This window comes from Mesorhizobium sp. L2C066B000 (genome assembly GCF_000502335.1).
Taxonomy (GTDB): domain Bacteria; phylum Pseudomonadota; class Alphaproteobacteria; order Rhizobiales; family Rhizobiaceae; genus Mesorhizobium.
Genome location: NZ_AYWZ01000001.1, coordinates 1,325,630 through 1,340,019 on the forward strand (window position 1 = coordinate 1,325,630; position 14,390 = coordinate 1,340,019).

The 14,390-nt window shown below is 62.9% G+C and carries 13 protein-coding genes and 2 pseudogenes; 10 read left to right on the forward strand and 5 right to left on the reverse strand.

The annotated features are described in order from the left end of the window. Window positions 1–2: 2 nt before the first annotated feature. Together X733_RS159805 and X733_RS159800 are read left to right on the forward strand one after the other, a co-directional pair. Window positions 3–188, forward strand: a complete 186-nt coding sequence (locus X733_RS159805; protein ID WP_023668333.1) for a DUF2065 family protein — start codon at window positions 3–5, stop codon at window positions 186–188. Window positions 189–426: 238 nt separating this feature from the next. Continuing rightward, complete coding sequence (locus X733_RS159800; RefSeq protein ID WP_023817971.1) at window positions 427–1,944, forward strand: DegQ family serine endoprotease; 1,518 nt, start codon at window positions 427–429, stop codon at window positions 1,942–1,944. A 43-nt stretch (window positions 1,945–1,987) separates the two neighbouring features. On the opposite strand, the pseudogene X733_RS01000000165910 reads toward X733_RS159800, so the two are convergent. After that, window positions 1,988–2,448: pseudogene (locus tag X733_RS01000000165910) on the reverse strand (GNAT family N-acetyltransferase). Then, the gene (gene serB / locus X733_RS159795) at window positions 2,445–3,332 is read right to left on the reverse strand and encodes a phosphoserine phosphatase SerB (protein ID WP_023750915.1); all 888 of its coding nucleotides are present in this window, start codon (window positions 3,330–3,332) and stop codon (window positions 2,445–2,447) included. Before serB ends, X733_RS01000000165910 begins: the two are co-directional and overlap by 4 nt. Here serB and miaA point away from each other — a divergent pair. Then, window positions 3,322–4,305, forward strand: a complete 984-nt coding sequence (gene miaA / locus X733_RS159790; RefSeq protein ID WP_023817972.1) for a tRNA (adenosine(37)-N6)-dimethylallyltransferase MiaA — start codon at window positions 3,322–3,324, stop codon at window positions 4,303–4,305. The genes serB and miaA overlap by 11 nt on opposite strands. A gap of 130 nt (window positions 4,306–4,435) precedes the next feature. Beyond that, window positions 4,436–5,227, forward strand: a complete 792-nt coding sequence (locus X733_RS159785) for a GGDEF domain-containing protein (protein ID WP_023817973.1) — start codon at window positions 4,436–4,438, stop codon at window positions 5,225–5,227. Between the two features lie 225 nt (window positions 5,228–5,452). Here X733_RS159785 and X733_RS159780 read toward each other — a convergent pair whose 3' ends face one another. Then, entirely contained in the window at window positions 5,453–7,285 is a 1,833-nt protein-coding gene (locus X733_RS159780) for an ATP-binding protein (RefSeq protein ID WP_023817974.1), read from the reverse strand. 152 nt (window positions 7,286–7,437) lie between these two features. Between X733_RS159780 and X733_RS159775 the strand changes: the two genes are divergently transcribed. The 3 genes and pseudogenes from X733_RS159775 to X733_RS01000000165915 all read left to right on the forward strand — a co-directional run bounded on the left by X733_RS159775 (window position 7,438) and on the right by X733_RS01000000165915 (window position 8,853). After that, on the forward strand, window positions 7,438–8,004 hold the full coding sequence (locus X733_RS159775; RefSeq protein ID WP_023817975.1) for an XRE family transcriptional regulator: 567 nt from the start codon (window positions 7,438–7,440) through the stop codon (window positions 8,002–8,004). 4 nt (window positions 8,005–8,008) lie between these two features. Continuing rightward, window positions 8,009–8,317: a hypothetical protein gene (locus X733_RS159770; protein WP_023682084.1), complete on the forward strand. Its 309-nt coding sequence runs from the start codon at window positions 8,009–8,011 to the stop codon at window positions 8,315–8,317. A 15-nt stretch (window positions 8,318–8,332) separates the two neighbouring features. After that, a pseudogene (locus X733_RS01000000165915) lies at window positions 8,333–8,853 on the forward strand (GNAT family N-acetyltransferase). On the opposite strand, the gene X733_RS159765 reads toward X733_RS01000000165915, so the two are convergent. Both X733_RS159765 and X733_RS159760 read right to left on the reverse strand, forming a co-directional pair. Further along, on the reverse strand, window positions 8,850–10,652 hold the full coding sequence (locus tag X733_RS159765; RefSeq protein WP_023817976.1) for an NAD(P)/FAD-dependent oxidoreductase: 1,803 nt from the start codon (window positions 10,650–10,652) through the stop codon (window positions 8,850–8,852). The pseudogene X733_RS01000000165915 and the gene X733_RS159765 overlap by 4 nt on opposite strands. A gap of 138 nt (window positions 10,653–10,790) precedes the next feature. Further along, window positions 10,791–11,681 (reverse strand): LysR family transcriptional regulator, encoded by an 891-nt coding sequence (locus tag X733_RS159760; RefSeq protein WP_023817977.1) that lies wholly within the window; start codon window positions 11,679–11,681, stop codon window positions 10,791–10,793. A gap of 121 nt (window positions 11,682–11,802) precedes the next feature. Between X733_RS159760 and X733_RS159755 the strand changes: the two genes are divergently transcribed. The 3 genes from X733_RS159755 to X733_RS159745 all read left to right on the forward strand — a co-directional run bounded on the left by X733_RS159755 (window position 11,803) and on the right by X733_RS159745 (window position 14,357). Beyond that, on the forward strand, window positions 11,803–12,954 hold the full coding sequence (locus X733_RS159755; RefSeq protein WP_023817978.1) for a gamma-butyrobetaine dioxygenase: 1,152 nt from the start codon (window positions 11,803–11,805) through the stop codon (window positions 12,952–12,954). After that, window positions 12,951–13,535, forward strand: a complete 585-nt coding sequence (locus tag X733_RS159750) for an HD domain-containing protein (RefSeq protein WP_023751655.1) — start codon at window positions 12,951–12,953, stop codon at window positions 13,533–13,535. The genes X733_RS159755 and X733_RS159750 overlap by 4 nt, the downstream gene beginning before the upstream one ends. A 393-nt stretch (window positions 13,536–13,928) precedes the next feature. After that, complete coding sequence (locus X733_RS159745; protein WP_050485889.1) at window positions 13,929–14,357, forward strand: hypothetical protein; 429 nt, start codon at window positions 13,929–13,931, stop codon at window positions 14,355–14,357. The last annotated feature ends 33 nt before the right edge of the window (window positions 14,358–14,390 follow it).

The window sequence follows — 14,390 nt, forward strand, 5'->3', positions numbered from 1 at the left end:
CGGTGCAGGATTTCCTTGCGGCCATAGGCCTGGTCCTCGTTGTCGAGGGCCTGGTCTATGGCGGCTTTCCCGGCCTTGCCAAACGTCTTGCCGGCGAAGTGCTGTCGACGCCGGAAATTGCGCTGCGCATCGTCGGGCTGGTGGCGATCGCCATCGGCGTCGGCATCGTCTGGTTGGTGCGTGGCTGAGGACCGCTGATCTGCAATTCCAGGAAAGTGTGAGCGGTTTTCCGTCCGGAATTGCGTAAAAGCAAAGGGATTGAACGGTTCGCCGTTTCCGCGAAACGGCGAACCGCTCTAAGGTGTAACGGAGGATTTATCCTCCTGATGTGGCCATAGCCGCAAACGTGCCGTATTTCTTGCCAACATGACGCGACGCGGCGTTTTGCCGAAGCGCTTTTTCTTTTCAGATTCCGGGAGGCTTTCGATGACATCCAACACCCTTCTGCGCGCGGCGCGGCGGACGTTCATCGCAGGTGCTGCGGCACTTATGGTCGGCGCGCTTGCCGTTCCGGCTTTGGTGACGCCGACGGTGGCCGCGGACGGACCGGCTTCGGTTGCCGACCTCGCCGAAGGCCTGCTCGGTGCGGTGGTCAACATCTCGACCTCGCAGACCGTGAAGGGCACGGAAGGTCCGGGCGCGGTGCCGATGCCGCAGCTGCCGGAGGGTTCGCCGTTCCAGGATTTCTTCGACGACTTCTTCAAGAACCGTGGCGGCGACAAGGATGGCGGCGCGCAAAAGGTGCAGTCGCTGGGCTCCGGCTTCGTAGTCGACGCCGAGCAAGGCATTGTCGTCACCAACAACCACGTCATCGCCGATGCAGACGATATCGAGGTGAATTTCTCCGACGGCGTGACGCTGAAGGCGACGCTGGTCGGCACCGACACCAAGACCGACGTGGCGGTGCTCAAGGTCGACCCGAAGGGCCACAAGCTGACGGCGGTGAAATTCGGCGATTCCAACAAGATGCGCGTCGGCGACTGGGTGATGGCGATCGGCAATCCGTTCGGCCTTGGCGGCACGGTGACGGTCGGCATCGTCTCGGCCCGCAACCGCGACATCAATTCCGGCCCCTATGACGACTTCATCCAGACCGACGCCGCCATCAACCGCGGCAATTCCGGCGGGCCGCTGTTCAACAGCCTGGGCGAGGTCATCGGTATCAACACGGCGATCATCTCGCCGTCGGGCGGCTCGATCGGCATCGGTTTCTCAATCCCCTCGCAGCTTGCCTCGGGCGTCGTCGACCAGCTGCGCCAGTTCGGCGAGACCCGTCGCGGCTGGCTCGGCGTGCGCATCCAGCCGGTGACCGACGACATCGCCGAGAGCCTCGGCATGGCGACCGCCAAGGGCGCGCTGGTGGCCGGCGTCATCAAGGGCGGACCGGTCGACAACGGCACAATTCTCGCCGGCGACGTCATCATCAAGTTCGACGGCAAGGACATCCATGAAATGCGCGACCTGCCGCGCGTCGTGGCGGAAAGCCCGGTCGGCAAGGCGGTCGACGTGATTATCGTGCGCAAGGGCATCGAGCAGACGGTGAAGGTGACGCTCGGCCGGCTTGAGGACGGCGAGAAGGTTGCCGCCGGTGAGGACGGCACTACCGATGAGGACAAGGGCGGCGACAAGGCGCCCGCGGTTTCGACGGCCTCGGTGCTCGGCATGACCGTCGGCGAACTCAATGACGACACACGGAAAAAATTCGGCATCGCGGCCGACGTTTCCGGCGTCGTCATCACCGACGTCACCAAGGATTCGGCCGCCGCCGAGCGCGGCATCCAGGCCGGCGAGGTGATCACCGAAATCGCCCAGGAATCGGTCGCGACCCCGAAGGACGTCATGGACCGGATCGGCGCGCTGAAGGAGCAGGGCCGCAAGAATGCACTTCTGATGCTGGCGTCGAAGACCGGCGAGTTGCGCTTCGTGACGATCCGGATGGATTGAGTCCGGAAAGCCCCATAACCGATTGTCTTCAGGGAAAGGGCGGCTAGCGAGCCGCCCTTTTTCGTGCCTGCCAGTCCGTGCGCGACAGTTTGTAGAGGACATGCCGCTTGAGGTGCGGGTGGCTGTCAGGGATGGATGGGTGGTCGAAATCGCGAGCCGGGTCAGGGGTCATGCCAAGACGCTCCATGACGGCCGTCGAGCGGCGGTTGGCCGCGACGGCGAAGGAGACGATCTCGTCGCGGTCAAGCGTTTCGAAGCCAAAGGCGAGCCAGGCTTCGGAGGCCTCCGTGACATAGCCCTTGCGCCAGAATTCCGGCGCCAACCGCCAGCCGATCTCGATCGTATCGGANTCAGACGTGTGCTCTTCCGATCTGTCTCGGCGCGGTCGCGGCGGAACGGAAAGAATTCCATCACCCGCTCGTCCGAATTGATGCGGTGGAAGAGTTCGCGATCGCGGTCTTCCCAGTTGCGCAGGATGAGACGCTCGGTGCGCATCGGTTTCATTGGGCGAACTCTTCCTGGCGGTAGCCCTGGAGATAAAGCAGCGCGGTGAGATCGCCATGGTCGATGCGGACCTTGGCTTCGGCAGCAACGGCCGGCTTGGCGTGGAGCGCGACACCGGTGCCGGCCAGGCGGATCATGTCGAGGTCGTTGGCGCCGTCGCCGACCGCAATCGCATCGAATGGCGTCAGGCCGAGGCGGGCCGAGATATCGTTCAGCGCATCGGCCTTGGCGGCGCGGCCGAGGATCGGCTCGGCGACCAGGCCGGCAAAGCGCCCGTTCTCCTCGATCAGGCGGTTGGCACGGTTTTCCTCGAAGCCGAGCATGGCGGCGACACGGCTGGTGAAGACGTCGAAGCCGCCGGAGACAAGCGCCGTCCAGGCGCCATTGGCGCGCATCGTCTGCACCAGAGCGCGGCCGCCCGACGCCAGCGTCAGGCGGTTCGCGATGATGCGGTCGACGACGGCGGCATCGAGGCCTTTCAGCAGCGCCACGCGTTCACGCAGCGCCGGCTCGAAAGCGATCTCGCCGTTCATCGAGCGTGCCGTGATGGCGGCAACGCGGTCCTTGACGCCGATCTCGTCGGCGAGTTCGTCGATGCATTCCTGGTCGATCATGGTTGAATCCATATCGGCAAGCAGGATTGTCTTGCGGCGGCTTTCGGCCTGCTGAACGATCACGTCGACCGGCTCGGAGCCAAGTGCCAAGCGCAAGGCGGCACTTGCCTCAGCGGCTTCCGCACCCTCGGGCAGCACCAGGTCGCAGGCGACGCCTTCGCCCAGCCAGCGAACAGCGCTTGCGCCGACCGACCGTGAGGCCATATTCGCAAGCGAGGCCGACATCGCGCGGCGGACGGGGTGGGACACAAGCGTGGCAATGAGCGGCATCGAGGCTTCCAAGCAGCTAGGCGAGGGCGGGCAGGCGGGCGAGGGCCGCGTGAAGGACGCGATCCTGATAGCCGGGCCGACCGCCAGCGGCAAGTCGGCGCTGGCGCTCGATCTCGCCGAGCGCAAGGGCGGCGTCATCGTCAACACCGATTCCATGCAGGGCTATTCGGTGCTCGACGTGCTGACGGCGCGGCCGAGCGCTGCCGACCTCGCCCGCGCGCCGCACTATCTCTATGGCCACGTGCATCCCTCCACCGCCTATTCCACCGGCGCCTGGCTGCGCGACGTGATGAAGCTGATCGATGACGGCACGCTCGCCCGACAGCCCGATGACGCCGGCTTTGAACGTCCGGTGATTTTCGTCGGCGGCACCGGGCTCTATTTTCGCGCACTTGCCGAGGGCATTTCGGAAATGCCCGACATTCCGCAGCAGGTACGCGACCGCTGGCGCTACGAGTTAAAGGAGCAAGGCGCAGCCAAGCTGCACCGCATCCTGATGCATGAGGATTCGGCGGTCGCCATGCAGCTGAAGCCGACCGATGGCCAGCGCATCGTGCGGGCGCTGGAGGTGCTCGACGCATCCGGCCGCTCCATCCTCGAATGGCAGGCAGCGCGCGGCCGGCCGCTGATCGACCGCGACAGCGCTCAGTTCTTCGTTATCGAGCCGGACCGCGCCGCCCTTGTCGAGCGGATCGAAACAAGGTTCGACCGCATGCTCGATCTCGGCGCGCTCGATGAGGTCAAACGGCTTGCGGCGCTTGGCCTCGATCCCGACCTGCCGGCGATGAAGGCGATCGGCGTTCGCGAACTTTCGGCTGCCATGGCGGGTGACATCAGCTTTCCTCAGGCCATCGAGCGCTGCAAGGCAGCGACGCGGCAATATGCCAAACGGCAAACGACGTGGTTTCGCCATCAGCTGGGACCGGAATGGCTGAGATTGCAGCCCGGCGGCCGCTTGCAAACCGCGATTTGATTTTCGTGCTGCCAATACAATTAAAGAAACAGAAGTAGGAATGAACATTCCCGCTCCGGTTGTCTGGATTAACCGTCCGTAAGGCGCCGGCATGCCATAGATCCGGCGGGTACTTTGCAACGGGAAGCAGATGCGTTTCCACAAGGCGGAATCCGCATTTTTCGTCTTTATTTTCGTGATCCTGGCCGCAGGCCTGGTGACGCTTTATGCCTATGGTCAATTGCAGTTCATCGCGGTCGGTCACGATACGACTTCCCGGGTCGAGAGGATCGCCTATCTCAACACGCTGCTGTTTGTCACCGGGGTGCTGCTGGCGACAGCGCTGTTCTTCGGCGTGTTATTCATCTACCCGCTGATCCGTAGGCAGGCCACGGAAGAGGGCAAGCTGCGCGCCATGACGGTTTCGCTCAGCGCCCGCTCGGAAACGCTGCAGCATGCGGCATTGACCGACGGCCTTACCGGCATGCAGAACCGGCGCTACTTCGATGATGCGCTGAAGGAATATCTCGAGGAATTCCGCCGCATCGAAAAGCCCGTCGGGCTCATGATCCTCGACCTCGATCATTTCAAGCAGGTCAACGACACGCATGGCCACGATGTCGGCGACGAGGTGCTTAGGGCAGTCGCCAATTGCCTCAAAGGCATGACGCGCTACCACGATGTGGTGGCGCGGCTTGGGGGCGAGGAGTTCGCCGTCGTTACGCCCAACATGGATGCGGAACTGTTGGGCAAGTTCGCCGAACGCATCCGCAAGGCGATTGCCAACATGTCGGTGCTGTCGGGCAATGTCCGCCTCAAGATCACCACCAGCGTCGGACTCGCCGTCTGGGATCGGAAGGAAACCGCCGAGGAATTCTACCGCCGCGCTGACCGCCAGCTCTACGAGGCGAAGAGGCAAGGCCGCAACCGCGTCTGCGCCTAAAATCCCGAAGAAGAATTCATGAGGCCGGTTGCCTGACGTGGCTTTCTCGACTTCCGGTGCTCACGGACTAAATGTCCGCTCCGCTCCGGCTTCTCGAAAGCCACGCCATTCAATCCGGCCTGATGAATTCCCTTTCGGGATTTTGCCCAAGCGGGCCAACGAAGCCGAGCCCTGGCGCTCCGGCGGCTTCTCAATTGGCCGGCAAAAAAGTCGCTACGCTGAAGGTCAATCGTTCTGCGGGCGCATGCCGAAGGTTGTGGGCTTGAGGCCGTAGCGCAGGTCGAAATCGTCGTCGGGCTGGATGCGCTGGGCGGTGGCCGGCTTGCGGTAATCGGGATCGCCGGCCTGGCGGCCGGAATCCACTGCTTCGGCGAAGGCCATCTGCTGCTGCGGTTTCGGGACGTTGCGCAGCCGCTCGACGATGGCGGCGAGATCGACGTCGTTGCCGTCCTGCGAGAACTCGTCCTGCTCTCGCTTGGCGGTGCCGGGGATCAGGTTCTCCGCCAGTTTCTCGAACTTCAGCCGCATGGTCGTCGCCACGCCTTCACCGAAGGCGATGGCTTCGCGCTGGCCCATGGAGGACAGAAAGGCCAGCGTCGAGGCGGAGGAATCGGCGATCGCCGAGCGGATGATCGCCTGGTCCTGCTCGTTGGCCAGCCGCATGGCGAAGAAGGTCGAGCATTGCGACAGGATGGTCGGATCGAGTTCACCCGGGCGCTGGGTGACGACGCCGAGATAGCAGCCATATTTGCGGCCTTCCTTGGCGATGCGCGACAATGCATGCCTTGTCGGGGCGAAGCCGAGGCGCGGATCGGCCGGCATATAGCGGTGCGCTTCCTCGCACAGCAGCAAAAGCTTCAGCCGGCCCTCGCTCCACAGCGCAAGGTCGAAGGCGAGCCGAGCCAGCACCGAACAGACGGAATTGACCACTTCGGACGGCATGCCGGCCATCTCGAAGCAGGTCACCGGGCGGCCATGATGCGGCACACGGAAAATATTGCCGATCGTCTCGTGGATCGTGTCCTCGATCAGCCGCGAATTGAACATGAAGCGATAGCGCGGGTCGGAGGCGGCGGATTCGATGCGCGTCTTCAGCGATTTCAGCGTCGGGCGGTCGTTCTTGCTTTCCAGGAGGCCCATGCGCTCGTCGATCTGCTTGATGAGATCGACCATGCGGTAGGGCACCGGCGTGTCGGCGGTCAGCGCATCGCTGCCGCGGCGCACGTAAGAGCCTGAATTGGGATTGCGATAGAGGTTCTTGGCGGCGGGGATCAGGTCGCGTAGGACATCGACTTCTTCCGGCACGACCTCTCGGCCGCGAAACAGCACTTCGGCGAATTCTTCGAGCCTGAACATCCAGAACGGCAGGTCAAGCGTCTTGGAATCGACCCGGACGCAGAACTCAGGCAGCGACGCCGCGAATTCATTGTGCGGATCGAGGATGAGGATTCGCAGATCGGGCCGGGCCGCGATCGATTTGCGCAGCAGCAGCGAGACGGCGGTGGATTTGCCGACGCCGGTTGTGCCGACAACGGCAAAATGGCGCGCCAGCGTGTCGTCGATAGCGATGTTGGCGTCGATCGACTCATCCTGCGACAGCGTACCGATGGTGATCGAATGACGCCCGGCGAGATCGTAGACCGCCTGCAGATCACGGGTACGGATGCGGTGCGCTATGGCGCCGATATGAGGATAGGTGGTGATGCCGCGGTCGAACACCGGTTTGGCCCCCGGTTCGGCGCCGTCGCGCACTTCGCCGATCAGCTCGACGCTGACCTCGATGGGGTTTTGTCCCTCATTGCTCCAGGCGCGATCCGACTTGCCGATCTCGTAGACCAGACCAACGGTGCGCGATGTCCCGAGATTGATGGAGATCATCTTGCCGACGGTCCACAGGCCGGTGACCGCTCCTTCGACGTCGTCGGCATAGGCGCTGATGGTGGCGCGCGCACCGTCGCACTGCACGACGTTGCCGAGAATGCGCTTGTCGCTCTGCTCTGCGCGGCGGCGCTCCTGCGAGGTCGGTTCGCCGACGGAGGCTTCGCGCTCGACAAACATACGATCCGATCCCCATTCCCGTGGAGCCTCGATCCTACACAGACGGGGTTAAGGTGGCGTGATGCGGGATGGTGTAGCAGGGGTTAACCCGTCAGCGAAAATTCAACCGGCCGGCCTCTTCCCCCAATCCGAAGATTCGATATATTGGACGAATGACTGATATAGCGAATGACATGTCGGCTACGATCGGCAGACGGATCCATGCCGAAAGAGCCTTGCGGGACTGGTCGTTGGCCGACCTGGCGAACCGCTCCGGCGTCTCCAAAGCCATGCTCAGCACTATCGAGCGCGGCATGACCAGCCCGACGGCGGCGCTGCTGGTGCGCATCGCCGCTGCCTTTGGCATGACGCTGTCGACGCTGATTGCGCGCGCCGAGCAGCAAGGTGGCGGCCTGCTGCGCGAGAGTGAGCAGCCGGTTTGGCGCGACCCCGGTACGGGCTATGTCCGCCGGCATTTGTCGCCGGTTTCCGACACGCCGCTCGAATTGATCCGGGTGCAGTTGCCGGCGGGCGCCAGTGTGAGCTTCCCGGCGGCGTCCTATGCCTTCATCAAGCAGCAGATGTGGCTGATCTCCGGGCGGCTCGAATTCACCGAGGGTGATATGGTGCATAGTCTCGAGCCCGGCGACTGCCTGGCGCTCGGCGCGCCGTCGGACTGCACGTTCCATGCCGTCGGACCGCAGCCAGCTGAATACCTGGTCGCGCTGGTCAGGGGCTGAAATCGTGGCAAGACGTCCCAAGCGCTCCGACAATGGCGGACCGCCGCTCGATGATTACAAGGGTCCGCCATGGGGCAAGGGCGATCCCTACATCTTCCTGGCCTGGCAGGCAGCGCATGCCAAGGCGTGGAAGGCGCCAAGCCGTGACGTGATGCTGATGCGCATGGAAAAGGCCGAGCGGCTTGGCCTGACCTATGAGGAATACACGCTCGAAATCCTCGAACGCGGGCTGCATCTGCAGCCGAAAGACACCGATCGCATCGCCGCGATCAAGGCGAGACGAAAGCGGCGCCGCGTCGCGCGTCTGGATTAGGAAGGGAAAGTGCAGGTGAGTCCCATCGAAATCAGGTCGCTGACTGCGGAAACACGCGACATGCTGGCCGACCTCCTGATCGAGACGGTCGCGGCCGGCGGCTCCGTCAGCTTCATGCATCCCTTATCCAGGCAATCGGCGGAGGCTTCTGGGGCAACTCGTTGGTGGCAGCAGAGAGAGGTGAAAGAGCGGTGCTGGGTGCATGGAAGGGCGAGGTTCTGGTCGGCACCGTGACCGTGCTGCTCGACTTTCCTGATAATCAGCCGCACCGGGCCGAGATCGCCAAGCTGATGACCCGCGTCGAACACCGCGGCAAAGGCATAGCGAGCCGGCTGATGCGGGCGGCCGAAACGCTCGCCGTCGAGAAAGGCCGCACGCTTCTGGTGCTGGACACCGCAACCGAGGAGGGCGCTTCCGGCCTTTACGAAAAACTCGGCTTCACGCTCACTGGCGAAATACCGGACTTTGCCTTGAAACCGCATGGCGGGCTGACCGGCACGCTCATCTACTGGAAGCGCATCGGCGGCGCTACCTAACCCTTGTGATGAACCTCTTGCAGCGCGTAGAGCGGCGTCGCGATGCCTTCCATGCGGGCCTTCAACTGCAACGCCAGGAACTGCGAATAGTGGCGCGACTGATGCAGATTGCCGCCATGGAACCACAGCGCCTCCTGTTGCGTCGGCTTCCACATGTTGCGGAGCTCGCCTTCCCAGGGGCCTGGGTCCTTGGTGGTGTTGGAGCCGAGGCCCCAGCATTTGCCGACCTTGTCTGCGACCTCTGGTGAGATCAAATCGGCCGCCCAGCCGTTCATCGAACCATAGCCGGTGGCGTAGACGATGAGATCGGCCGGCAGTTCCGATCCATCGCTGAGCAGGACCGAATGCTCCTTGATCTCCTTCACGTCGACACCGCTTTTCAGCTTGATCGACCCGTCGATGATCAGGTCGGATGCGCCGACATCGATGTAATAGCCCGAGCCGCGCCGCAGATATTTCATGAACAGGCCGGAGCCATCGTCGCCCCAGTCAAGCATGAAGCCGGCCTTCTCCAGGCCCTTGTAGAATTTGTCGTCGCGCTTCTTCATCTCGGCATAGGCCGGGATCTGGAATTCGTGCAGGATCTTGTAGGGCAGGGAGGCGAAGACGAGGTCGGCCTTGGCGGTGGTCATGCCGCTCGCGACCGCCTTTTCCGAATAGAGCGAGCCCAGGCCGATCTCCATCAGCGTGTCCGACTTGACGATATGCGTGGTCGAGCGCTGCACCATGGTGACGTCGGCGCCGGCCTCCCAAAGGGCTGCTGCAATGTCGTGGGCGGAGTTGTTCGAGCCGATGACGACAGCTTGTCTGCCGACATAGGCATCGGGTCCCGAATGCTTCGAGGAGTGATGCTGGTCGCCCTTGAATGTGTCCATGCCCTTGAAGTTCGGCATGTTGGCCTTGCCGGATTGCCCGGTGGCCAGCACCAATTGTTTCGGCTTCAGCGTGATGTCCTTGCCGTCGCGGCGCACGACAACGGTCCATTCCTTTTTCTTGTCGTCATAAACGGCGCTCTTGGCCTCGGTCGATGACCAGTAATTCAGCTCCATCACCTTGGCGTACATTTCCAGCCAGTCGCCGATCTTGTCCTTGGGCGCGAAGACCGGCCAGTTCTTGGGGAAGTCGATATAGGGCAGATGGTCGTACCAGACCGGGTCGTGCAGGCACAGCGACTTGTAGCGCTTGCGCCAGCTGTCGCCGGCACGCTCGTTCTTCTCGACGATGATGGTGGGCACGCCGAGTTGCCGCAGCCGGGCGCCGAGCGCGATGCCGCCCTGGCCGCCGCCAATGATGAGCGTATAGGGCTGCGTCTTGAAGCCGAGTTCGGCGGCTTCCTTCTCGCGCTCCTCCTTCCAGGTCGGGCGGTTCTTGCCATGGCCGTGCTTGGCGCCGAGCGGGCGGTCGAAACCGGCCGGCTCCTCATGGCCCTTGAGCTCGACCATAGTGGTGAGCAGCGTCCAGATCTTGCCGTCCTTCAGCCGGATGTGGCCGAAGCCGCGCGCGACAGACGTTTCGAAACTGATCCAGCCGTCGAGCACGCCGTCGCTTTCCGTGGCATCCTCGCCCCTGGCGATCGCCCAGTTCGACGGTTTGGTCCTGGCCAACTGGCTGACCAGCATGTCGCGCACCTGATCGCGGCCTTCCATCGTCTTGATGTTCCAGGTGAAGGTGACGAGATCGCGCCAGTAACAATCCTCCTGGAAGCAGGCGACCGCCTTGTCGATGTCGCCGGCGGCGAGTGCCGCGCCGAAGCGATCGAGCAGGTCGGAAAGCTTCTTGTTGGGGGCCTTGTCGAGCATTGCATTTCCTCCGCGATTTTTCCTGGCCGCCTGTAGCGAGCGGAACCCTGCCGAAGCTTGACGTCCGGCCTGGCGCAGTATCGCGACAAATTATGCGCCGCGTCACGTCGTCCAATAGTTTGCCGCGTATTCAGGGGCTTATCGGGAAATCGGGACGCCGAAGACCGTTGCGAACCAGCGGCGGACCGCTTCTTCGGCCGGGCTCAGATGCGCGCCCGAAGGTGCGGTCAGATAGTGGCCGGCACCGCTCGACAGCGTAAAGCCGGACAGGGTGACGAGAGATCCTTCGCGCAGTGCCGCGTCGGCCAACGGTCGCGATCCCAGCACCATGCCGGCGCCGTGCTTCGCCGCCTCCAGTGCGGTAACGAAACTGTCGAATTTGTGCGTCGGCCCGAGCGCCGGCTTCATCCGGGCGACGGCGAACCATTCGCCCCACATTTCCCGTGCGCCGACCACTGTAAGTCTCGGCAATCCCGTCCAATCCTTGACGTTGGCGAGATGTGGCGATGCCATCGGCGTCAAGGTTTCGCGGGTGAGGCGGTCGGCCTGCCGTCCGGCAAAGGAGCCGGAGCCAATGCCGAAACGGATGTCGAGACCCACAAAGCGCTCGCCGTAATCGGCCGGTGTGTGGATGGTCTCGATCTGCAGCTGGACGAAGGGCAGGTCCTTGGCCATTTGCGGCAGCTTCGGCGCGATCATCAGCACGGCAAAGGAAATCGGCGAGCGGATCGTCACGCTCTGGACGGTCTTGGGTTCAAACAGCTCGCGCGTGCTGTTGGCGATCACGGCGAAGGCCGATTGCAGATGCGGCAGGTAGGCGGCACCCTCCGGCGTCAATTCGACGCCGCGCGCCAGGCGGATGAACAGCGGCTGCTTCAACCGCTCTTCGAGAGAACGGATGTGCTGGCTGACCGCAGCCTGGGTCAGGCCAAGCTCGGCCGCGGCGGCGGTGAAATTCGACAGCCGCGCGGCGGCCTCGAAACTCCGCAGCCAGTCAAGCGGGGGCAAGGGCAGGGTTGTTTCAGTCATAAACCGTTTAGGGCCTCTGGCTGCAAAATGATAATTTGAGTTATGCCTTCGACATCATCACGATGCAACCGGAAACCCTGCGGAGTTGGCTGCGGGGCGCTGCGGACAGGAACGGATCCCCATGCTTAGCCAGGTGCTGATCGGCGACGAAGGAAGAACGATCGACCTCGGGTGGAAGGACGGCGCGCGCACTCGCTTTCACGCAGTGTGGTTGCGCGACAATGCGCTCGACGACAAGACGCGTAGCGCCGGCAACGGCCAGCGGCTGATCACCATTCTCGACATTCCCGTGCAGACATGGATCGGCGCAGCCGCGATCAAGGGCGATGCGCTTGAAGTCAGTTTCGAACCGGAGGGAAAGACGGTGCGCTTTCCTGCGGCATGGCTGAGCGCCAATGCCTATGACCGCGATGCCGCCCGACAGCCCGGCTGGACAGGCGAGGGCACCGTGCGATGGACCAGGGCCTCTATGCAGAATTCGGTGCCGCGCGCCGGCTATCTCGCTGCCAGCCGCGACCGCGCCGTCTTGCGGCAATGGCTGTCGGCGGTGAAGACCTACGGCTTCGCGGTGATGGACGATTTGCCGCCCGAATCCGGGGCGCTGTGCAAAGTGTCCGATCTGTTCGGCTATATCAGGGAGACCAATTACGGCCGATGGTTCGAGGTGCGCGCCGAGGTCAATCCAACCAATCTGGCCTACACCAATCTTGGCCTGCAGGCGCATACCGACAATCCCTATCGCGATCCGGTGCCGACCTTGCAGATCCTGTCCTGCATCGAAAACACCGTGGAGGGCGGCGAATCCAGCGTCGTCGATGGTTTTGCCGTGGCGACCGCGCTGCAGGCAGAAAACCCCGAAGGCTTCCGGCTGTTGAGTTCATACCCGGCGCGTTTCGAATATGCGGGGTCGTCGGGCGTGCGATTGCAGGCCAAACGGCCGATGATCGAGCTCGGGCCGGATGGCGAACTCATCGCCATCCGCTTCAACAACCGCTCGCTGGCGCCGACCGTCGATGTGCCGTTCGCGGAGATGGAGGCCTACTACGCCGCCTATCGCCGGTTTGCCGAACTGATCGAGGATCCTTCCTTCGAAGTCACCTTCAGGCTCGAGGCAGGCCAGGCCTTCATCGTCGATAACACCCGCGTCATGCATGCCCGCAAGCAATTCTCCGGCGCCGGCAAGCGCTGGCTGCAGGGTTGCTACGCCGACAAGGATGGCCTTTTGTCGACGCTGTCGGCGATCGAACACAGCTTCAAGGAGGCTGCGGAATGAGCGGCCAGGATTTGAACGCGGGCAACATCGTCGAATTCATCGCCGATATTTTCGAACGCCGAGGGGCGGAATCCTATCTCGGCGAACCCGTCACCATGTCGGAGCACATGTTGCAGGGCGCCTGGTTCGCCGAAAAGGACGGCGCGCCCGATGTGCTGGTGGCGGCAGCACTGCTGCACGATATCGGCCACTACACCAGCGAGTTCGGCACCTATTCGCCCGACGATGTCGAGGACAAGCATCATGACGAAGCCGGCGGCGAGGTGCTGGCGCCGTTCTTTCCACCGGTGATCGTCGAATGCGTCAGGCTGCATGTCGCGGCCAAGCGCTACCTTTGCGCCACCGACCCGAGCTATTTCGGCAGGCTGTCGCAGGCCTCGGTCCACACGCTGTCGCTGCAAGGCGGGCCGATGAATGCCGAAGAGGTGGCAGAGTTCCGCAAGAACCCGTTCCACGAGGAAGCGGTGCGGGTTCGCGTCTGGGACGAGGCCGGCAAGATCGCCAACATGAAGACCCGGGCATTTCGCGACTACATGCCGCTGCTGCAACGGGTTGTCCGCGAATTCGCCAATCGCGCCTGATCATAATCCGGGGAAGGAACGGCATGTGCTACCGCTTCGACGGCGAGCATGCGCAAACTGTATGCCGGAGATCTGCCGCAAGCGTCTGCGTGCCGCAGGCGCTCGCGCCTCGCTGCCGATCCCTACCGGTGACGAGCCTTGTCACCGCGGATTTTATTGCGACATCCGTCGGCGCGGCCCAAGATCAGTAGGTCAGACTTCGGTGTATATTTGACTCAGACGAAGGTCTGAGAATCGAGCTGCAAGCACGAAAGGAGAGTTTCCTCAGCGTTTGTGAGCCGCAATTTTGGGCTGTTCATTCTTGAATACCGTGACACATCATGATGTGATGGTGGCATGAATGGAGAAAGGCAGCCCCTGTTTTCATCCGTGCGTCGCCGGGCGTACTTTAGCTTGCGCGTATTCGCGGCGGTTGCGGTGGCGATGCCGGTGCTTGGTCTGCGGTTGAGCCATGTCGACGGCTACAAGATCGAATTCGCCGCTGCCAGCGCCAAGAGCGGAAACAATGGCAATGGTAACGGTGGTGGTAACGGTAGTGGTAATGGTAATGGCTCAGGCGGCAACGCCGGGAATGGCAACGCCAACGGAAAGGGAAAAAATGGTGCCGGCGACAACGCCCCCGGTAGCCAAGCTCCGAGTAGCCAAGTCAATGCCGCTGGCGACACGGTGACGGTACAGGGCTCCAAAATCCAGGTCGTGCATCGCGATGGATTCAGCGAAAGCATCGAGGCCGGCCGCTTCACTATGAAGGATCCGCTTGGAAGGACAATTGTCGAACGCGCCGTAAGGGCCTCCGACATTGCTCGTCTGAAAGGGCTGTGACTGCTGGTTCGCCAACCAGCATCCGACCTTCAG